The 20,353-nt window shown below is 60.9% G+C and carries 21 protein-coding genes; 10 read left to right on the top strand and 11 right to left on the bottom strand.

Annotation, left to right across the window (positions count from 1 at the left end):
* Positions 1 to 85 precede the first annotated feature (85 nt).
* Both modB and modC read left to right on the top strand, forming a co-directional pair.
* Positions 86 to 787: a molybdate ABC transporter permease subunit gene (gene modB, locus PYR65_RS04210; RefSeq protein ID WP_276120017.1), complete on the top strand. Its 702-nt coding sequence runs from the start codon at positions 86 to 88 to the stop codon at positions 785 to 787.
* On the top strand, positions 784 to 1,851 hold the full coding sequence (gene modC / locus PYR65_RS04205) for a molybdenum ABC transporter ATP-binding protein (RefSeq protein ID WP_276120016.1): 1,068 nt from the start codon (positions 784 to 786) through the stop codon (positions 1,849 to 1,851). Before modB ends, modC begins: the two co-directional genes overlap by 4 nt.
* Here modC and PYR65_RS04200 read toward each other — a convergent pair.
* Entirely contained in the window at positions 1,826 to 2,221 is a 396-nt protein-coding gene (locus PYR65_RS04200) for a winged helix-turn-helix domain-containing protein (protein WP_276120015.1), read from the bottom strand. The genes modC and PYR65_RS04200 overlap by 26 nt on opposite strands.
* Positions 2,222 to 2,450: 229 nt before the next feature.
* Between PYR65_RS04200 and PYR65_RS04195 the strand changes: the two genes are divergently transcribed.
* A complete protein-coding gene (locus PYR65_RS04195) occupies positions 2,451 to 3,782 on the top strand; it encodes an NAD(P)/FAD-dependent oxidoreductase (protein WP_276120014.1) in 1,332 nt (443 codons plus the stop codon).
* A 26-nt stretch (positions 3,783 to 3,808) separates the two neighbouring features.
* Here the strand turns inward: PYR65_RS04195 and PYR65_RS04190 are convergent, their stop codons facing one another.
* The 6 genes from PYR65_RS04190 to PYR65_RS04165 all read right to left on the bottom strand — a co-directional run bounded on the left by PYR65_RS04190 (position 3,809) and on the right by PYR65_RS04165 (position 9,985).
* Entirely contained in the window at positions 3,809 to 4,297 is a 489-nt protein-coding gene (locus PYR65_RS04190; protein ID WP_276120013.1) for a YccF family protein, read from the bottom strand.
* A 267-nt stretch (positions 4,298 to 4,564) separates the two neighbouring features.
* On the bottom strand, positions 4,565 to 5,449 hold the full coding sequence (purU, locus tag PYR65_RS04185; protein ID WP_060639224.1) for a formyltetrahydrofolate deformylase: 885 nt from the start codon (positions 5,447 to 5,449) through the stop codon (positions 4,565 to 4,567).
* Positions 5,450 to 5,610: 161 nt separating this feature from the next.
* Positions 5,611 to 6,918 (bottom strand): type III glutamate--ammonia ligase, encoded by a 1,308-nt coding sequence (gene glnT, locus PYR65_RS04180; RefSeq protein ID WP_276120012.1) that lies wholly within the window; start codon positions 6,916 to 6,918, stop codon positions 5,611 to 5,613.
* Between the two features lie 92 nt (positions 6,919 to 7,010).
* Positions 7,011 to 8,339: an FMN-binding glutamate synthase family protein gene (locus PYR65_RS04175; protein ID WP_276120011.1), complete on the bottom strand. Its 1,329-nt coding sequence runs from the start codon at positions 8,337 to 8,339 to the stop codon at positions 7,011 to 7,013.
* 15 nt (positions 8,340 to 8,354) lie between these two features.
* Positions 8,355 to 9,041, bottom strand: a complete 687-nt coding sequence (locus tag PYR65_RS04170; protein WP_276120010.1) for a GXGXG domain-containing protein — start codon at positions 9,039 to 9,041, stop codon at positions 8,355 to 8,357.
* Positions 9,042 to 9,079: 38 nt separating this feature from the next.
* On the bottom strand, positions 9,080 to 9,985 hold the full coding sequence (locus tag PYR65_RS04165) for a class II glutamine amidotransferase (RefSeq protein WP_276120009.1): 906 nt from the start codon (positions 9,983 to 9,985) through the stop codon (positions 9,080 to 9,082).
* Positions 9,986 to 10,159: 174 nt separating this feature from the next.
* Here PYR65_RS04165 and PYR65_RS04160 point away from each other — a divergent pair, with 174 nt between their 5' ends.
* Entirely contained in the window at positions 10,160 to 10,402 is a 243-nt protein-coding gene (locus PYR65_RS04160; RefSeq protein ID WP_276120008.1) for a type II toxin-antitoxin system Phd/YefM family antitoxin, read from the top strand.
* A gap of 96 nt (positions 10,403 to 10,498) precedes the next feature.
* Here PYR65_RS04160 and PYR65_RS04155 read toward each other — a convergent pair whose 3' ends face one another.
* Positions 10,499 to 11,194: a helix-turn-helix domain-containing protein gene (locus tag PYR65_RS04155; RefSeq protein ID WP_276120007.1), complete on the bottom strand. Its 696-nt coding sequence runs from the start codon at positions 11,192 to 11,194 to the stop codon at positions 10,499 to 10,501.
* 74 nt (positions 11,195 to 11,268) lie between these two features.
* Positions 11,269 to 12,246, bottom strand: a complete 978-nt coding sequence (locus tag PYR65_RS04150) for a GlxA family transcriptional regulator (protein ID WP_276120006.1) — start codon at positions 12,244 to 12,246, stop codon at positions 11,269 to 11,271.
* A gap of 90 nt (positions 12,247 to 12,336) precedes the next feature.
* Here PYR65_RS04150 and PYR65_RS04145 point away from each other — a divergent pair, with 90 nt between their 5' ends.
* The 6 genes from PYR65_RS04145 (at position 12,337) to PYR65_RS04120 (ending at position 18,020) form a co-directional block, all read left to right on the top strand.
* Positions 12,337 to 13,587 carry a sarcosine oxidase subunit beta family protein gene (locus PYR65_RS04145; RefSeq protein ID WP_276120960.1) on the top strand — a complete coding sequence of 417 codons (1,251 nt, stop codon included), beginning with the start codon at positions 12,337 to 12,339 and terminating at the stop codon, positions 13,585 to 13,587.
* Between the two features lie 9 nt (positions 13,588 to 13,596).
* Positions 13,597 to 13,869 carry a sarcosine oxidase subunit delta gene (locus tag PYR65_RS04140; RefSeq protein WP_276120005.1) on the top strand — a complete coding sequence of 91 codons (273 nt, stop codon included), beginning with the start codon at positions 13,597 to 13,599 and terminating at the stop codon, positions 13,867 to 13,869.
* Complete coding sequence (locus tag PYR65_RS04135) at positions 13,866 to 16,823, top strand: sarcosine oxidase subunit alpha family protein (protein ID WP_276120004.1); 2,958 nt, start codon at positions 13,866 to 13,868, stop codon at positions 16,821 to 16,823. Before PYR65_RS04140 ends, PYR65_RS04135 begins: the two co-directional genes overlap by 4 nt.
* The gene (locus PYR65_RS04130) at positions 16,816 to 17,388 is read left to right on the top strand and encodes a sarcosine oxidase subunit gamma family protein (RefSeq protein WP_276120003.1); all 573 of its coding nucleotides are present in this window, start codon (positions 16,816 to 16,818) and stop codon (positions 17,386 to 17,388) included. The genes PYR65_RS04135 and PYR65_RS04130 overlap by 8 nt, the downstream gene beginning before the upstream one ends.
* A 285-nt stretch (positions 17,389 to 17,673) precedes the next feature.
* A complete protein-coding gene (locus PYR65_RS04125) occupies positions 17,674 to 17,835 on the top strand; it encodes a hypothetical protein (protein ID WP_328518498.1) in 162 nt (53 codons plus the stop codon).
* Positions 17,836 to 17,879: 44 nt separating this feature from the next.
* The gene (locus PYR65_RS04120; RefSeq protein ID WP_200953611.1) at positions 17,880 to 18,020 is read left to right on the top strand and encodes a hypothetical protein; all 141 of its coding nucleotides are present in this window, start codon (positions 17,880 to 17,882) and stop codon (positions 18,018 to 18,020) included.
* Positions 18,021 to 18,073: 53 nt separating this feature from the next.
* Here the strand turns inward: PYR65_RS04120 and hutC are convergent, their stop codons facing one another.
* Entirely contained in the window at positions 18,074 to 18,814 is a 741-nt protein-coding gene (gene hutC / locus PYR65_RS04115) for a histidine utilization repressor (RefSeq protein ID WP_407951307.1), read from the bottom strand.
* A 118-nt stretch (positions 18,815 to 18,932) separates the two neighbouring features.
* Positions 18,933 to 20,273 carry a formimidoylglutamate deiminase gene (locus PYR65_RS04110; protein WP_276120002.1) on the bottom strand — a complete coding sequence of 447 codons (1,341 nt, stop codon included), beginning with the start codon at positions 20,271 to 20,273 and terminating at the stop codon, positions 18,933 to 18,935.
* Positions 20,274 to 20,353 lie beyond the last annotated feature (80 nt).

Below are 20,353 nucleotides of genomic sequence, written 5' to 3'. Positions count from 1 at the left end.
CACCCGATAATAAGACGGCGATGCGCTCTATCCGCAAAGGGATGGAGCGCATATCGTTTGGCTATCGGAGACGGAGCATGAGCATTTGGACTGGTTGACGTTAAGCGACGCGGAATGGACGGCGATCCGCCTCAGCCTGCGCGTATCCTTTGTCGCCATGATCGTCAGCCTGCCCTTTGCCATTGCCATCGCCATGCTTCTGGCGCGCGGGCGGTTCTGGGGGAAATCCATCCTTAACGGCCTCGTCCACCTGCCGCTGATCCTGCCGCCTGTCGTGACCGGCTTTCTGCTTTTGATCCTGTTTGGCAAGCGCGGCCCGATCGGCGCATTTCTGGCCGAATATACCGGCATCGTCTTTTCCTTCCGCTGGACCGGTGCCGCCCTTGCCTGCGCCGTCATGGCCTTTCCGCTGATGGTGCGCAGCATCCGACTGTCGATCGAAGCGGTCGATCGCCGGCTGGAACAGGCGGCTTCGACGCTGGGCGCCGCGCCGTTCTGGGTCTTCCTCACCGTTACTCTGCCGCTGGTCTTGCCCGGTGTCATAGCCGGCATGGTGCTTGCCTTTGCCAAGGCGATGGGCGAATTCGGCGCAACGATCACTTTCGTCTCCAACATTCCCGGCGAGACCCAGACGTTGTCTGCGGCGATCTATACGTTTACCCAGGTTCCCGGCGGCGACGCCGGTGCGTTTCGCCTGACACTCATTTCCATCGTCATTTCCATGGCCGCCCTGATTCTCTCGGAAATCCTCGCAAATCTTGCGGCCAAGAAAATGGATGCCGCATGAGCCTCAAGGTCGATATCCGCCACCGGCTCGGCGCTTTCTCCGTCGAAGCGGCCTTCACCGCGCAAAAGGGCGTCACCGCCCTGTTCGGCCGCTCGGGCTCCGGCAAGACCTCGCTGATCAACATCATCGCCGGGCTGATGCGGCCTGAAAGCGGCTCCCTCAGCTTCAACGGCGATGTGCTTTTCGACGGCGCCAGCCATAGTTTCGTGCCCGCACACAGGCGCCGTTTCGGCTATGTCTTTCAGGAGGCCAGGCTCTTTCCGCATCTGAGCGTGCGGCGCAATCTCGTCTATGGCCGCTGGTTTGCCCCTCGCGGCCATGGCGGCGCGGATTTCGACCGGATCGTCGATCTGCTCGGCGTCGGCGCGCTTCTGGATCGCGCACCGGCGCATCTGTCGGGCGGTGAAAAACAGCGCATCGCCATCGGCCGGGCGCTTTTGTCCAATCCGCGCCTGCTGTTGATGGACGAGCCGATGGCCGCGCTTGACGAGGAGCGCAAGGCCGAAATCCTGCCCTATCTGGAGCGGCTGCGCGACGAGGCGGATATTCCGATCGTCTATGTCAGCCATTCGGTGGCGGAAGTCGCGCGGCTCGCCACAAAGGTGATCATCCTGGAAAATGGCCGCGTCAGCGCATCGGGCGATGCGGCAACCATCCTCAGCCAGCCCTCGTCGACCATCAGCCGCCGCGAGGCCGGCGCGGTCATCGATGGTATCGTCGGGGAAACAGATACAGAGCATCAGATCACCGTCATCCGTGCCGGACAGGCGGAAATCCGCGTGCCGCACCTGAACGCGCCCAACGGCAAGGCGGTGCGCCTGCAGATCGCCGCCCGCGACGTCATGCTCGCCACCAGCCGGCCGGAAGGACTGAGCGCGCTCAACATCCTCACTGCCACGATCATCGAGATCGGCGAACCGGCGCAGGGCATGGTGGATGTGCGGCTGGATTGCGGCGGTGTGACGATCGTTTCGCGCATCACGCTTCTGTCGCGCGGCATGCTTCAACTGCATGCCGGTAAGCCGGTTTACGCGATCATCAAGAGCGTGGCTCTGGATCTCTGATCACCGCCGCGCCGGAATTCAGATTGTCCTGCAGCCAGGCAAGTTCGGAGGCCAGCGCAACTTGCGCCTTTTCCTCCATCGCGCGGAACTGGCGGATCAACGCCTCGCCGAAAGGCGTCAGCATCGCACCGCCGCCCTGCTTTCCGCCGCGCTGCGATTCCACCGCCTCTTCTTTGAACATACTGTTGAGCGCACTGACCAGAAGCCAGGCCCGGCGATAGGACATATCCATGGCACGGCCCGCAGCCGAGATCGATCCGGTCTCGCGGATATGTTCGAGCAGCTCGATCTTGCCCCGCCCCAGCCTTTCAGAATGGGGAAAATCCACCCGCAGGACGGGGTGGAGACTGCTGGGATCTGTCTGTGTCATGCGGTTCTGCGTGCCCTGGCTGGATCGGCAAAAGACTATCGCGCGCCCCCGCCAATGTATAGCCACGCCGTCGCCCGAAAACAGCCGCTGAAGGCGAGAGCGATGCTTTTCCCTCCCCGGCTGACGAGCGCGAAAACGCCCGGTAAACGGCCAGTCTTTGCGGCTTGAACAATGCCGCAATAGCGTGCACACCGGATGTCTCCTCCTCTCGTCGTTCGGAACCCTCTCGATGCCCGGCCCTATCCTCGACCACAGCGAAACAGACCAGACCCTGCCGGAAAAGGCCGATGTCGTCATCATCGGCGGCGGCATTATCGGGGTGAGCACCGCGCTGTTTCTGGCCGAACGCGGCGTCGATGTCGTGCTCTGCGAAAAAGGCGTGCTCGGCGGCGAGCAGTCCAGCCGCAATTGGGGCTGGGTCCGGGTCATGGGCCGCGACCGCCGCGAAATTCCGCTTGCCATCGAAGCCCTGAAAATCTGGGACGGGCTGGACGCGCGCGTCGGCGGTGAGACCGGCTTTCGCCGCTCCGGCATCCGCTACATTTCCGAAACAGAGACCGACATTGCCAATCGCGATACCTGGCTGAAACTGGCTAAGGCGCACGGGCTCGACACACGCCAGACCGGCACGGATGAGACGGCAGCCCTGATGCCCGGAGCCGTGCAGCGCTACAAAGGCGCACTCTATACACCCAGCGATGCTAGGGCCGAGCCGCAAAAGGCAGTGCCTGCGATTTCAGCCGGTGCGCGCCGCGCCGGCGCCCGCATCCTGACCGGATGCGCGGTGCGCGGCATCGAGAAAAGTGCCGGACGCATCAGCGCCGTGATCACTGAGAAAGGCCGCATCGAGACATCAGCCGTGGTGCTTGCCGGCGGCGCCTGGTCGCGCCTTTTCTGCAAAGGACTGGATATCCGGCTGCCGCAACTGAAAGTGCGCAACTCCGTGCTGCGAACAAGCCCGGTCAGCGGCGGCCCGGATGGCGCCGGCGCCACCGCAGCCTTTGCCTATCGCAAACGCCTGGACGGCGGCTACACCATCGCCAATGGCGGCATCAACATGCATGCGCTTGTGCCAGACAGTTTTGTCTTCTTCCGGGATTTCCAGCCGGCCAGAAAGGCGGAGGGCGATGCCGTACAGCTGGGTTTGAGCGCCCAAAGCTGGAACGAACTGTTCGAAATTCCGGCAGTCTCCCTGGAACGCCCGGGTGCATTCGAACGACACCGGATTCTCGACCCGAAACCGGACGCAAGATCCACCTTGAAAGCACTGGCAGCCGCAGCGGAAGCCATGCCTTTGCTGCGCAATGCAAAAGTCGAACAGATCTGGGCCGGCCTGATCGACGTGACACCGGACGCGGTGCCCGTTATCTCGACGCTGGAAGCCGTTCCTGGCCTGACCATCGCGACAGGATTTTCCGGCCATGGCTTTGGCATCGGACCAGCTGCAGGACACCTTGCCGCCGACCTGGTCATGGGAGCAACGCCGATCGTCGATCCCGCCCCGTTCCGCTTCAGCCGCTTTTCGGACGGCACACCGATTGAGATCGCGCCGCCAGTTTGAAATTCGACCGCAGTTCTACCGCTTCCTTAAGCAATAGCGTTCGCTTTGATTCCTCGAAGTTTATCCAACTGCTTTTGCGCCTTTTGTTGCCTCGCTCGTCGAGCAAGCTCAACCGTCACGACACGCCGACCAACAGGCCAAAGTGAAATACCGGCTAGTTTAAAGGACTGCAGACCGAATGGAATTCCGATAATCGTGAAGCAGTTTAGGACACCGGCAATAAGGTGACCCAAAAATAGCACCCATCCAAAAGTTATGAGCCAGATTATGTTGGCAATAAAGCCGATGGTACCAGTGACAGCTGTGACCGGATTCAAACCTTTGCCGTCTAGCTCCCGAACATGAACAACATCTTTGCCAAAGGGAAAAGCTGAAATTTTCGCGATTTCAAATGCTGCTCTTGAGACAGGGAGACCGATTAAACTGACAGCAAACAAAGCTGCCCCGGCCAACCAAATTAGCGATAGAAGCGCCCCGCCAAATACAAACCAGATCGCATTTCCGGCAAACGTCATATCAACTACCCTGCACAACTAAAAATTGCTATTTTATGCATAATTCACACAGGGGCCTGTTGTCCAGATCAATTTTAAGGGACCTGTTTTTCGTTGATGGTGCCACCACAATTGATCCGAGAGGGCATCCGGTTAGCCGTCTCCTGAAGAGGATTCCCGATCTATATCGCGGCGCCGATTTCCACCGCACGGTATACCGCCAGATACAAAAATCCCCGAAAGCACAGGGCTTCCGGGGATGCGAAGGCATTCGATGGTAGCTGAGCGTTAGCCCATGCGCTCTGACGCATAGCTTCCGGGGCTTGCCGGAAACACCACGGTGCGGTTGCCGTTGATGAAGGTGCGGTGGTGGATATGGGCGTGCACGGCGCGTGCCAGAACCTGGCTTTCCACATCGCGGCCGATCGAGACATAATCCTCGGCCGACTGCGCATGGGTGATGCGGGCAATGTCCTGCTCGATGATCGGGCCTTCGTCGAGATCGGCGGTGACGTAATGCGCCGTCGCACCGATCAGCTTCACGCCGCGCTCATAGGCCTGCTTGTAGGGATTGGCGCCCTTGAACGATGGCAGGAACGAATGGTGGATATTGATGATCTTGCCCGACATCTTCTGGCACATCTGGTCCGACAGGATCTGCATATAGCGGGCCAGCACGATCAGCTCCGTGCCGGTCTGCTCGACCACATCCATGATCCGGGCTTCGGCCTGCGGCTTGTTGGCCTTGGTGACGGGGATATGGTGGAACGGGATGTCGTGATTGACGACCACCTTCTGATATTCGAAATGGTTGGAGACGACGCCGACGATCTCGATCGGCAGTGCCCCGATCTTCCAGCGATAGAGCAGGTCGTTCAGGCAATGGCCAAAGCGCGATACCATCAACAGCACCTTCATCCGGTGCTCTGAATCGAGGATATCGGCTTCCATGCCGAAGCGGGTCTTCACCGCCTCGAAACCGGCTTTCAGCTTGTCGAGGCTTGCACCTTCCTGGCTGATGAAGGTGAGGCGCATGAAGAACAGGCCGGTTTCCAGGTCGTCGAACTGCGAGCTGTCGGTGATGTAACAACCCTCGTCGGCGAGATAGCCGGTAATCGCCGCGACAATGCCACGGGTGGATTTGCACGATACGGTCAGAACGTAGCTCTTCATCGGTTTCAGTCTCTCGCTTTGGGTCTTGGCTGGCCCTCCCGGCCCAGCATCGTGGAACGGAAGCTAGCGCGGCGCTGGCCTGCCCGTCCATCCGTTTCGCGACATCGGATAGCAGGAACAGGCCATGCCGTCTCTTCTGGTGTTGGAACTGGGCGTGGCGCTCAGATATCGAGCGTCGTTTGCCGCTCCCAATCGGTGAAATGCGAGGCGTAGGCATTCCACTCCTGATGCTTGAGCTTCAGGTAGGCCGTGGAGAAACTCTGGCCGAGCGTGGCCTTCAGTTCCTCGTCCTTGTCATATTCCCTGAGTGCATCGAGCAGGTTCAGCGGCAGGCGCGGCGCCCCAGTGACGGTGTGACCTTCCTTGTACATATCGATATCCCAGTGGCGGCCGGGATCGGCATTGTTGCGGATGCCGTTCAGGCCGGCCGCAATGATGATTGCCTGCAACAGATACGGATTGACAGCGCCATCTGGAAGCCGCAGCTCGAACCGGCCGGGGCCCGGAACGCGGACCATATGGGTGCGGTTGTTGCCGGTCCACGTCACCGTATTCGGTGCCCAGGTGGCGCCGGAAATCGTGCGCGGCGCGTTGATGCGCTTGTAGGAATTGACCGTCGGATTGGTCACGGCGGCGAGTGCCGAGGCGTGCTGCATGATGCCGCCAAGGAAGGTCTTGCCCTTGGCCGAAAGACCAAACGGCATGTCCTTGTCGGCAAAGGCATTGGTCTTGCCGTCCACATCCCACACGGAAATATGGGCATGGCAGCCGTTGCCGGTCAGCCCCTTGAACGGTTTCGGCATGAAGGTGGCGCGAAGGCCGTGCTTTTCGGCGACCGTCTTCACCATGAACTTGAAGAACGAGTGTTTATCGGCCGTCTGCAGCGCGTCGTCATATTCCCAGTTCATCTCGAACTGGCCGTTCGCATCCTCATGGTCGTTCTGGTAGGGCTTCCAGCCGAGTTCGAGCATGTAATCGCAGATTTCGGCGATCACATCATAGCGGCGCATGACGGCCTGCTGGTCGTAGCAGGGCTTTTCAGCCGTATCGAATTCGTCGGAAATCTTTGATCCGTCCGCCGAAATCAGGAAGAATTCCGGCTCGACGCCGGTCTTGACGCGAAGGCCTTCCTTGGCGGCTTCGGCGATCAGCCGTTTCAGCATGACGCGCGGCGCCTGGTCCACCGGCTGGTCCTCCATGACGCAATCGGCAGCGACCCAGGCGACATCCTTCTTCCAGGGAAGCTGGATGACGGACGACGCGTCCGGAAGCGCAAACAGGTCGGGATGGGCGGGCGTCAGGTCAAGCCAGGTGGCAAACCCGGCAAACCCAGCGCCGTTCTTCTGCATGTCGGCGATCGCCTCGGCCGGAACGAGCTTGGCCCGTTGGCCACCGAACAGGTCGGTATAGCTGATCATGAAATATTTGATGCCACGGTCTTTGGCAAAGCTGGCAAGATCGAGTGTCACTGTGTTCCCCTTTGGATTATTCAGACACTTTTTCGTAAAAAGGCCGCTGCCTATCTTTGTAAGATCGTGCAACGGCCTAAGCTATGTTCGGGTCAGAAGCCTCCCTTGCCCGGGATCCAGCTGGTGCCGGCGAGCGGCACCTGCGCCATGGCGGAAGCTTCGAGCGTCAGGGCGACGAGATCTTCCGGCTCCAGATTGTGCAGATGGTTCTTGCCGCAGGCCCTGGCGATCGTCTGGGCTTCCAGCGTCATCACCTTGAGATAGTTAGCAAGGCGGCGGCCGGCAGCGACGGGGTCGAGGCGCTTGGAAAGCTCCGGGTCCTGCGTGGTGATGCCGGCCGGATCCTTGCCTTCGTGCCAGTCGTCATAGGCACCGGCCGTCGTTCCGAGCTTCTGGTATTCCTCTTCCCAGTGCGGATCATTATCGCCGATCGCGACCAGCGCGGCCGTGCCGATGGCAACAGCGTCAGCGCCGAGCGCCAAGGCTTTCGCCACGTCTGCGCCCGAGCGGACGCCGCCGGAGATGACCAGCTGCACCTTGCGGTGCATACCGAGATCCTGCAGCGCCTGGACGGCAGGGCGGATACAGGCCAGCGTCGGCATGCCGACATTCTCGATGAAGACATCCTGCGTTGCTGCCGTACCGCCCTGCATGCCATCAAGCACGACAACGTCGGCACCGGCTTTGACGGCAAGTGCCGTATCGTAATAGGGACGCGCGCCACCGACCTTCACATAGATCGGCTTTTCCCAATCGGTAATTTCGCGCAGTTCCATGATCTTGATTTCAAGATCGTCCGGGCCTGTCCAGTCGGGATGACGGCAGGCGGAGCGCTGGTCGATGCCCTTGGGCAGGTTGCGCATATTGGCGACGCGATCGGAAATCTTCTGGCCAAGCAGCATGCCGCCGCCGCCGGGCTTGGCGCCCTGACCGACGACGATCTCGATCGCATCGGCCCGGCGCAGGTCCTTCGGGTTCATGCCGTAGCGCGATGGCAGATACTGATAGACCAGCGTCTGAGAATGGCCCCGCTCTTCGTCTGTCATGCCGCCGTCCCCGGTGGTGGTCGAGGTGCCGGCGATCGTCGCGCCGCGCCCGAGTGCTTCCTTGGCATTGCCCGACAGCGCACCGAAGCTCATGCCGGCAATGGTAATCGGGGTCTTCAGCACGATCGGCTTCTTGGCGTGGCGTGCGCCAAGCACGACGGACGTGTCGCATTTCTCGCGGTAGCCTTCGAGAGGATAGCGCGAGATCGAGGCGCCAAGGAACAAGAGGTCGTCAAAATGCGGAACCTTGCGCTTGGTGCCGGCGCCTCTGATATCATAGATGCCGGTTGCCGCCGCACGGCGGATTTCAGCCAGCGTATAATCGTCGAAAGTCGCTGACTTGCGCGGCGGGGTATAGGGGTTGTGATAGCTCATGAAGGGTTCCCTGCCTTAGTACGCATCAGCGTTATCGATGTTGAAATTGTACAGCGTGCGGGCCGAGCCGTAGCGCTTGAATTCCTGCGGCTTGACGTCGGTAATGCCCGCCTTTTCCAGCAACTCGGTGAGCTTTTCGATATGCTCGGGGCGCAGTTCCTTCTCGATGCAATCGGCGCCGAGGCTCTTGACCTCGCCGCGCACGAACAGCTTGGCCTCATAGAGCGAATCGCCCAGCGCATCGCCGGCATTGCCAAGCACGACCAGATGACCGGACTGGCCCATGAAGGCCGACATATGGCCGATATTGCCCTGGACGACGATATCGATGCCCTTCATCGAGATCCCGCAACGCGAGGCGGCATTGCCCTTGATGACCAGCAGGCCGCCACGGCCTGTCGCCCCTGCATACTGGCTCGCATCGCCTTCGATGACAACCGTTCCCGACATCATGTTCTCGGCCACACCGGGGCCTGCGGAACCATGCACGGTAACAGCACCACCATCGTTCATCCCGGCACAATAATACCCGACGCTGCCGCGCACCTCGACGGTGACAGGCTGATCGATGCCGACGGCAACGGCATGGCTGCCGCGCGGATTGACGACCTCGAAATTGGTGTCATTGGCGCCGGGGGCAATGGTGTGAAGCGCGCTGTTCAGTTCGCGCAGCGGCGTGGTGGCTAGATCGAATACGCGCATCGCTTCCAGACTTTCTCGTTTTACGCTGACATCCACGGTTAGGCCGCCTTCTCATGATCCCAGAAATAGACTGTGGCAGGCTCCGGCTCCCAGACGCGGGCATTCTCGATACCCGGCAGGTTGACGAGCGCACGGTATTCAGAGCCGAAGGCAATATACTGATCGGTTTCGGCCATCACGGCCGGCTTGCAGGCGATCGGATCGCGCACGACGCCGAAGCCGGACTTTGTGCCGACCACAAAGGTGAAGAAGCCGTCGAGATCGTCGAGCGCGCTGGTCAGCGCCTGCCCCAGATCCTTGCCCTTGGCCATCTCGGCCGTCAGGTAGGCAGCGGCAACTTCCGAGTCGTTCTGCGTCTCGAAGGTCATGCCTTCACGCACCAGTTCGCGGCGCAGGTTGTTGTGGTTGGAGAGCGAGCCATTGTGCACCAGGCACTGGTCGGCACCGGTGGAGAACGGATGGGCGCCAAGCGTAGTCACGGCCGATTCCGTTGCCATGCGTGTATGGCCGATGCCATGCGTTCCGCCCATAGAGCGAATACCGAACCGCGATACCACGTCCTTCGGCAGACCGACTTCCTTGTAGATTTCGACACTGTCGCCCGAACCCATGACCCGGATACCGGCCCGCTCCTGCGCCAGCAGATCGCGCACGGCCTGAGCCTTGCCGGCGCTGGTTTCGATGACGGCATGCGTGCTTTTCAGCTCCACTGTCGCGCTCGAATCGACCGGCTTCAACAGCGCGTCGAGCCCAGCAAAATCCTGTTTGGGATCAGCCGATTGAACCGTGATTTTGGCGCGGCCTTCCGAAGGCGCGCCATAGATGGCGATGCCTGCGCTGTCAGGCCCGCGGTCGGTCATGATGACAAGCATATCGGACAGCATGGCACCCAATTGCGGCTCCAGGCTCTTGTCCTTCAAAAACAATCCGACAATTCCGCACATGGGGACGATCCTTCGTTTCGTTGATGAAAAGAGGGATAGCAGCTGCCGTTTCGGATTTCAACTGAGAAGAAAGTTATTTTCTTTTAAAGCAAGATTCGCATTTGCTCATTTGAGTGAACTCCTTGTCTTGCTCCCTGCTCAAGACTATAGTCAGCTGCACTGAAGGAACTGCACATGACCATTGTCACGCTGACCTATGCCCAGGAACATCTCGGTGACCTCGTAAGCCGTGCCGAGGCGGGCGAAACGATCCAAATTTCAAACGAAGACCGGATGGTTGCTCAGTTGACGCCGGCCAAACCCGCCAAGAAACCCATCGACATCGAAGCACTCAACCGCGTGACTGAAGGCATGCCTTATCAGGAAACCAGTGCAGGCGAATTCATTCGCGCCATGCGTGATAGCGACCGCTATTGAAATCAACCATGACATGACCATGTGCACCCTTGACAAAAAGATGGCGCGTGCGGGATCGCTCCTCGGAATGTCGACGAACTTATTATAGCTTTTCCCTTAAATCCCCCCGCGCGTCTGCGGATAGGAAATGATCGACAGATATCGGATCGGCAGCTTCACCAGTTGCTCCGGGCCGTGGCGGGCGTCGGCGTCGAAGAACAGGCTGTCGCCCGGTTGCATGCTGAACAGCCGGTCGCCGTGGCGGTAGACCACCTCGCCCTCCAGCATGTAGAGAAATTCCATGCCCTCGTGCTGGAAGGCCGGAAAGGTATCGGAATCCGCCGTCAGCGTGATCAGATAGGGTTCGACGACCACTCCGGCCGTGTTGTTGTCGATATGGCCGAGCAGATTATACTGATGGCCCGCGCGGGTGCCGCGCCGCTCCAGCTCCACGCCTTCGCCGGCCTTGACGAATACGGCGTTGCGCGGCTCCTCGTAGCGCCGGAAGAAGGCGGTAACCGGGACGCCCAGCGCCCGCGACAGGGATTGAAGTGTTGTGAGCGACGGCGAGATATTGCCGTTCTCGATCTTCGACAGCATGCCGAGCGAAATGCCGGTGGCGGTGGCAAGGTCTGTGACGGTGATGCCGAGCTTCTTGCGAAACGCACGCACCTCATGGCCGATAGCAATTTCCAAATTGTTTTCCTTGGGCTCGCGCAGCGCGTGCGGATCCTGCAGAAAGGCAGCCTTTAGGGCCGGCCGCTCGTCATCCGTGGTCCGGCCGATATCGATGATTGGCTGCTTTTTCGCCATGCGGTGTCGCCCCTGCTTCCCAGGCCACCAATTTATCCTGAGAGTGAAATTTTCTCAACCGGGAAGAATATTGATCAGCGGCTTGCGGCAGTGCCAATTTGCCGCTGCGACCGCGGCGCTTCGCCAAATGCGGTGCGATAGCTGCGGGAGAAATGACCGGCACTGGAAAAGCCGGTGGCAAAGGCGATTTCCGAGATGGAAAGCGGACTTTGCTGCAGCAGCCGGCGGGCATGGTCGAGCCGCAGCTTGCGGTATTCGAGAAGAAAGGACGACCCCATTAGGCTGGAAAACAGCCGGTCGAGATGACGCGGGGAAAGCCCCGCCAAAGCCGCCATCGTCTGGCGGTCAAGCGGCGCTTCGATCGTCGCCTCCATTTTCTCGAGCACGGTCAGCAGGCCCGGATGGTTGATGCCATAGCGCTGCGCCAGCGAGGCCCGCTGCGGGGCTCCGGAACTCTCCACATGGGTATGCAGATACCAGTCGCTGACCCGCCGGGCGAAATCCGATCCCATGCGCTCGGAAATCAGCGCATGCATCATGTCAAGCGGCGCCACGCCGCCACCGCAGGTGATGCGGTTGCCGTCGAGGACATAGCGCGCCTGGCGTGGAGGAAGACCGGGAAATGCCTCCATCAGCGCCGGCGCATGCTCCCAGTGGATGGTAAAATCGCGATCCTCCAAAAGTCCCGCCGCCGCCATCAGATAGGGTCCGCCGGAAATGCCGCCGATGCGCACGCCGTCGCGGGCAATCTGGCGCAGGCAGGCAAGCACCGGCGGAACATTCCAATTGACCGGCGTGCCGCCGGCGCAGACGAAAACGGTGTGAAATCCGGAGCCCCGAACCGGCAGCGGCGTGGCAGGCACCGGAATGCCGGAAGAGGTCATGCCGGCAGCGCCTTCGACTGTATGTGCAGAAAGCGCATAGATGTCCCGGCCCGCGAGAAGATTGGCAGCCCGCAACGGTTCTACCGCAGAGGCATAGGACATCAGCGCAAATTCCGGAATGAGGATGAAGCCGATCTTCTGGACGTTTTTCAGATCATCTGACACCATGTCCCGATTATGACTTAAAACGTCCTTTTCCTGCAAGTCTGGAAATGCAATCCTGTCATGATTGCAGCGGTTCACCGGGATTCGATTGCCATGCGCTACTCCGCCTTTTCCGTTTTTCTGAATGCCCTGCGTGGCAACAAGGGCTGGAAGCCGGCATGGCGCAGCCCGGTTCCGAAGAACCACTATGATGTCATCATCATTGGCGGCGGCGGGCATGGTCTGGCCACGGCCTATTATCTCGCCAAGGAATTCGGCGTCACCAACGTCGCCGTTTTGGAAAAGAACTATATCGGCTCCGGCAATGTCGGCCGCAACACGACGATCATCCGCTCCAACTACCTGCTTGAGGGCAACAACCCGTTCTACGAACTGTCGATGAAGCTCTGGGAAGGGCTGGAGCAGGATTTCAACTTCAACGCCATGGTCTCGCAGCGCGGCGTGCTGAACCTTTATCATTCTGACGCCCAGCGCGATGCCTATACCCGGCGCGGCAATGCTATGCGCCTGCACGGCGTCGATGCCGATCTGCTCGACCGCAACGCGGTGCGCCAGATGCTGCCCTTCCTCGATTACGACAATGCCCGCTTTCCGATCCAGGGCGCGCTGATGCAAAAGCGCGGCGGCACGGTGCGCCATGACGCCGTGGCCTGGGGCTATGCACGGGGCGCCGATATGCGCGGCGTCGATATCATCCAGAATTGCGAAGTCACTGGAATTCGCCGCGAAAACGGCCGCGTCGTGGGTGTCGAAACCAGTCAGGGCTTTATCGGCTGCGGCAAGCTGGCGCTGGCGGCGGCCGGCAATTCCACCACCGTGGCCGACATGGTCGATATGAAACTGCCGATCGAAAGCCATGTGCTGCAGGCCTTCGTCTCGGAAGGGTTGAAGCCTTTCATCGACAATGTCGTCACCTTCGGCGCCGGACACTTCTATGTCTCGCAGTCGGACAAGGGCGGCCTCGTCTTCGGTGGCGATATCGACGGCTACAATTCCTATGCCCAACGCGGCAATTTGGCGACCGTCGAACATGTCGCCGAGGCCGGCGTCGCGATGATCCCCGCCTTGTCGCGGGTGCGGGTTCTGCGGTGCTGGGGCGGGGTGATGGACATGAGCATGGATGGCTCGCCGATCATCGACCGCACCCCTATCGACAATCTCTACCTGAATGCCGGCTGGTGTTACGGCGGCTTCAAGGCCACGCCCGCTTCCGGCTTCTGCTACGCCCATCTGATCGCCAGGAACGAACCGCATGAGACTGGCCGCGCCTTCAGGCTCGACCGCTTCGCACGCGGCCGGATGATCGATGAAAAGGGCGTTGGCTCGCAACCCAATCTGCACTGAGGACATGTCATGGCCAGCCTGATCGCCTGCCCCCATTGCGGGCCGCGCCCCAAAGAAGAATTCACCGTTCGCGGCGACGCGGGCCTAATCCGCCCGGCACCCGATGCCGGTGAGGATGCCTGGTACGCCTATGTCTACCTGCGCGACAATCCGCGCGGCCGCCATAGCGAACATTGGCACCACACATCCGGCTGCCGCCGCTGGCTGGTGGTCGAGCGCGATACGATGACCCACGCGATCTATGCGGTCACGGATGCCAGCGCGAAGGGAGAGACCGCATGACATCCTATCGTCTTTCCAAGGGCGGACGCCTCAACCGCGCAAAGCCGCTCGATTTCACCTTCGACGGCAAGCCGATGCAGGGCTTTTCCGGCGACACGCTGGCGTCAGCGCTTCTTGCCAACGGCCGCCAGCTAGTCGGCCGCAGTTTCAAATATCACCGCCCACGCGGCATCCTGACGGCCGGTGCAGCCGAACCGAATGCGCTTGTGACCATTGGCGAAGGCGGCCGCACGGAAGCCAATACCCGCGCCACGCTGGTCGAGCTCTACAGCGGCCTGACTGCAAAAAGCCAGAACCGCTGGCCTTCGGTCGATTTCGACCTCGGTGCCGTCAACAGCCTGCTCTCGCCCTTCCTCGGTGCCGGCTTCTACTACAAGACCTTCATGTGGCCCGCTGCCTTCTGGGAAAAGGTCTATGAGCCGATCATCCGCAAGGCAGCAGGCCTTGGCCGTGCTACCTATCAGCCTGATCCGGACGCCTACGAGAAATGCTGGGCCCATTGCGATCTGCTGGTGATTGGCGCCGGACCTGCCGGCCTCGCGGCGGCGCTGACGGCAGGCCGTGCCGGTGCCCGCGTTATTCTCGCAGACGAAGGGTTTGAGCTTGGCGGCTCACTTCTGGCCGAGACGGCGCCTGCCGGTGGGACATCCGCAGCCGACCTTCTGGCGCAGACGCTGGCCGAGCTCGCCGATATGCCCAATGTCCGGCTGTTTTCCCGTACGACCGTCTTTGGCTGGTACGACGGCAATGTCTTTGGCGCTGTGGAAAGCGTGCAGAAGAACACGGCCACAATAGACCCGAACCGCCCGGTCGAGCGCATCTGGCGCATCGCCGCCAAGCAGGCGATCCTTGCATCCGGCACTGAGGAGCGGCCGCTGGTGTTCGGTGGCAACGATATACCCGGCGTCATGATGGCCAGCGCCATGCGATCCTATCTCAACCGGCAGGCTGTTGCGCCCGGAAAAAGCACTGTCATCTTCACCAACGACGCGTCGGGTTATGCAACTGCGGCCGACCTGGAAGCGGCAGGCCTGGAGGTTGCTGCCATCATCGACAGCCGTCCGGATGCGGCCCGCACATGGTCCGGCAAGGCACGCATTCTTCCTGGCGCGGTGGTTGTCGATGCCAGCGGCGGCAAGAGCCTCAAGGGTGTGACGGTCCTCAACAACGGCCGCCCGGAAACCATTGCGGCGGACGCGCTCGCCATGTCCGGCGGCTGGAGCCCGATCATCCATCTGGCCTGCCATCGCGGTGCAAAACCGGTCTGGTCGGATGCCAAGGCCGCATTCCTCGCCCCGGAACGGCTGGACGGACTGACCGTCGCCGGTGCTGCCGCCGGCATTGGCAGCCTGGAAGCCTGCCTTGCAGACGGTGCTGCAAAAGCCGCGTTCGCGCTGCAGACACTCGGCTTCTCAAACACCATTGCGGCCTTCGCTGCGAAAGCTGACACGGCGACCGTGTCCAAGCCGCTCTGGCGCATCCACGGATCGAAGGGCAAGGCCTTTGTCGATTATCAGAACGACGTACACCTGAAGGACCTGGGCCTGGCGGTCAGCGAGGGCTATGGCCATGTCGAGCTTGCCAAGCGCTACACCACCAATGGCATGGCGACCGACCAGGGCAAGCTGTCCAACATCAACGCCATCGGCATTCTCGCCGAAGCACGGAAGGTCTCGCCGGCCGATGTCGGCACGACGACGTTCCGCCCATTCTACACGCCGCTCTCTTTCGGCGCGCTGACCGGCGCTTCCAAGGGCAAGCATTTCCAGCCGGTCCGCAAATCGCCGCTGCACGACTGGGCTAAGAAGAACGGCGCGGTCTTCGTCGAGACCGGTCTCTGGTACCGCTCCTCCTGGTTCCCGAAATCCGGCGAAACGACCTGGCGCGAAAGCGTCGATCGCGAAGTGCTGAATGTCCGCAGGAATGCCGGGATCTGCGACGTCTCCACCCTCGGCAAGATTGAGATCTTCGGCACGGACGCCGCCGAGTTCCTTAACCGTATCTATTGCAATGCGTTCCTGAAGCTGCCGGTCGGCAAGGCGCGCTACGGCCTGATGCTACGCGAAGACGGAATGATCTATGACGACGGCACCACGAGCCGTCTGGGCGAAACCCATTTCTTCATGACGACCACCACGGCCTATGCGGCCGGTGTCATGAACCATCTGGAATTCTGCGCCCAGGCGCTGTGGCCCGATCTCGACGTGCAGTTTGCATCCTCGACCGATCAATGGGCGCAGATCGCCGTTGCCGGGCCAAAATCCCGGATGATCCTGCAAGCACTGGTGGACGAGGATATTTCCGACGCCGCCTTCCCCTTCCTCGGCGCCAAGGAAGTATCGCTCTGCGGCGGCAAGCTGACAGGCCGTCTGTTCCGCATCTCTTTTTCCGGCGAACTGGCCTACGAACTCGCAGTGCCAGCCGGCTATGGCGAGGCGATTGCCGATGCCATCATGGAAGCGGGCGCGCCGCATGGCATCTGCCCCTATGGCGTCGAGGCGCTCGGCGTCATGCGCATCGAAAAAGGCCATGTCACCCATTCCGAGATCAACGGCACCGTCATCCCGTCCGACCTCGGCTTTGCCAAGATGGTTTCCGCAGCCAAGCCGGATTTCATCGGCAAGGCAATGCTCTCCCGCGAGGGCCTGCTGGCCGACGACAGGCTCTCGCTGGTCGGCGTCAAACCGGTCAATCCGGCAACCACCTTCAAGACAGGCTCGCATATTCTCTCCGACGGCGCTGTTCCCTCGCTCGAAAACGACCAGGGCTATGTCTCGTCCAGCTGCTACTCGCCGAACCTCGGCTCGACCATCGGCCTGGCGCTCGTCAAGCACGGCCCGAAGCGCCACGGCGAACATGTGACTGTGTGGAACGACCTGAAAAACGAATATACCAAAGCCGTGCTGTGCAGCCCGGTCTTCTTCGATCCGGAAAACGGAAAGCTCCATGGCTGATTTTGCGCTCCTCCACCGCCCTGCCCTTGCCGATGCCAAGTCCGGTCCGTTCGGCGCGCCTTCAAACGCTCAGCGGATCAGGCTGACGGCGCTGCCGGAAGGCCATGTGCTGCACGTTCTCAGCGCCCGTGGCAGCGGCGACCTGCAAAACCTGATCCCGCAGATCGGCGACGGCACGCCGCATGCCGTGCGGCCCTATGGTCCCGGGCAATGGTTTGTCATCGGTGATGCCCCGCTTTCGGCCGCGGAGATTTTCGGCAAGACGCCGCTTCTGGATGGTAAGGCATCGATTTCCGATCAGGGCCACGGCCGCGTCCGGATCGGCATCAGCGGCGCGTCTGTCGAGGCGGTGCTTGCCAAGGGTACGGCAGTCGATCTCGCAGTTTCGAATTTTCCGGTTGGCCATTCCGCCATGACCCTGATCGGCCATATTTCGGCGCTGATTTCGCGCACGGGCGAAGACAGCTTCGAGCTTCTGGTGCTGCGCGGTTTTGCGGCAAGCCTTTGGGATGAACTGATCGAGATGAGCCTCGAATTCGGCGTCGATGCCAACTTTGGCAGCTGATAGTAACGCTCCTGGTATCGCCATAGAGATTAGGAAAGACTATTATATTCGGGATGAACACTTCCGGCCGGCACTCGGCAGGGATTGACCATGGATGGACTGGCAGCTCCCGACCCGGCAGACGCTCCTTGAAAAAAGCGGATATGACCAAAACGGGGCCAGGCTCCGCTTTTTTCATTTCCATTTTTGACGTCAAGGAGAACGGCCATGCCTACCAACTCCGCCCCGCCTAAAGGACAGTCACAGTCCCGGCTCCACCGCTTTTCCGTCGGGCAAAAGGTCCGCATGAAAAGTACCGTCGGTTTGTCATTGCGCGACGAAACGATTTTTCGCATTCTCGCAACATTGCCCATTCGCGATGGTTCGCCGCAATATCGGATTCGCACCGAAGGCGAGACCTACGAACGGGTAGCGACGGAAGACAATCTGGAAGATGCCAAGGGGTAGAGCCCGTGCTCACCCTCCATAATTTGAACGAGGAAGGACAGCACATGGCCAAGGGACAGGCAAAGAGCAACAAGGAAGTCAGGAAGCCGAAGAAGGACAAGGAAGCCGTCAAGACGGCGACGCCTTTCGCTGCGACGACCCAGAAGGAAGTGCCCAAGCTCTCCGGCGCAAAGCCGAAGAAGTAACACACCGGCAACGGGGCAGCGCCGGCATCCGGCGCGGCCTCTTCGCCTTTTCCTTATTTCGGCTGCGCCGGGGTAAAATTGGCAATCAGCGCATGCCGTTCGCCCGGATAGATCAGGCGAACATGGGTGACATAGGAGCCGTTGCTCCATGTCCGGCGCTCAACAGTCAGGCACGGCGTTCCGCCCGGAATGGCCAGAGCCGTGGCAATCATCTCATCGGCAGCAATCGCGCGGATCGTATGCTCTGCCGCACTCCAGGGCACACGGTTCAAAAGCCATGGACCGGGCGCCTCGACCTCGAATGTTTCTTCTGCGGCGTCCGGCACAGCCGTCAGGTTGATCAGCCGCTGCTCGAAGCAAAATGGCCTTACGCCCCCGAAATGCGTGCAATTCACCTCCAGAATGGAAGCGGCCGCAGGCAGACCGAGCCTGAGCTTGTCGTCGCCGGTGCTGCGGCGGCGGGTTTTGCTCAACAGCCGGTAATCATAGGCGAGGCCCAGCGACTGGACCTCCAGCTTGATGTCGCGGATTTCCAGAACTGCCGATTGCGCCCGTGGCTGCGTGACATAGCTGCCTGATTTCCGGCGCCGCTCGATAAGCCCGGTCTTTGCCAGCTGCGTCAGCGCCTTGTTCACGGTCATGCGCGAACATTTATATTGTTCGGCCAGATCGACTTCGAACGGAATGCGAAAGCCCGGCTGCCATTCGCCGGATAGAATACGATCCTCGATATCGCCGAGGATACGCTGATGCAGCGATAGCTCGCCTGCACTTTCGGCAAGCGGCACATCCACGGCCCGGTCCGTATCCTGCGATTTTACCACGGTCTCACTTTCAATGTATCCCGCTCGGTCCTAGCAGAAACTCTTCCGCGCCGCCTGCCGGAAAAGACGGGATGGCAAACAGAGGCGCTCAGGCCAGAAGCTCGCGCATCACGCTACGGAATTTGGCCGATATCTCGTCCCGCCTGCGATGGCGGCCGCCGTCCACCTGCTTGCGGCCCGCAACCCAGACGCTGTCCGGCTTCGTGCCATTGGCAAACAGCCAGGAATCCAGAACCGCATCACCGGCAAGATCGCCCTCCGGCACACGCAGGCTGACAAAATCGGCGGGATTGCCGGCAGCGATACCGGTCTTGATTGCCATGGCGATGCCGCCGCCGTCGATGGCGCCGTCAAACAAAGCGCGTCCGGTCGATTGGCCGGGTGCCGCCAGAACGTTACGGGAGCGATGCGCCAGGCGCTGCGAATATTCGAGTTGGCGCAGTTCATCCGGCAGGCCGATCAGCACGTTGGAATCCGAGCCGATACCAAACTTGCCGCCCGCTTCTGCAAAGACGACCGCATTAAACGTGCCATCGCCGAGATTGGCTTCGGTGATCGGGCAGAGGCCGGCAATCGCCTTGCTCCCGGCCATCCGCCGGGTTTCGTCATCGGTCATGTGGGTTGCGTGGATCAGGCACCAGCGGTCATCAAGCCCTGCATTGTCGAGCAGCCATTCGACCGGACGCGCGCCGGACCAGGCGACGCAATCCTCCACTTCCTTGACCTGTTCGGCCACGTGGATATGGATCGGCCCATCCTTCGCCATTGCGACGACTGCGGCAAGCTCATCCGGCGTCACTGCCCGCAAGCTGTGCGGCGCCACGCCCGCGCGGCCCTCCGGCAAATCCTTGACTACGGAACGGCAGCCATCGAGCAGCCGCTCGAAGCTCTCGGCCGTGTTGATAAAACGGCGCTGCCCCTCGTTCGGCGCAGCACCGCCGAATGTAGAACGCGCGTAGAAAACCGGAAGCAGCGTCAAACCGATCCCCGTCTGTGAAGCAGCAGATGCGATACGCTGCGCCATTTCAGAAATATCGGCATACGCGCGGCCATCGATGTCATGGTGCAGATAATGAAACTCGCCGACGCGCGAAAACCCGGCTTCCAGCATTTCCATATAGAGCTGACTGGCGACCGCTTCGGCATGATCCGGCGTCATTGTCAGCGCAAAACGGTACATCATCGTGCGCCAGCTCCAGAAGCTGTCGGCGCCAGGACCGCGGGTTTCGGCAAGGCCCGCCATGCCGCGCTGAAAGGCGTGGCTGTGCAGGTTCGGCATGCCGGGCACTAGGATATCGTGGCGCTCGTCGCCAGCCTCTGCAGCCACCCCCGCTGCGACGGTCGCGATCCTGCCGCCCTCGATCGTCAGCCGCACATCCGCCTGCCATCCCGCCGGCGTCAGAGCCGATTTCACATGAATGCTGGTCAAGGCCTCATCCCTTCCTGACTGCGCCGCTCGAAAAAAACCACTTGCGCTGATTTTCTTTATGTCTATACATAATAGCACGA

Origin of the sequence: Pararhizobium qamdonense, from assembly GCF_029277445.1 — a bacterium.
Classification (GTDB): Bacteria; Pseudomonadota; Alphaproteobacteria; order Rhizobiales; family Rhizobiaceae; genus Pararhizobium; species Pararhizobium qamdonense.
Note: the sequence above shows the minus strand (reverse complement) of the source record. Positions and strands in the feature narration are given on the sequence as shown.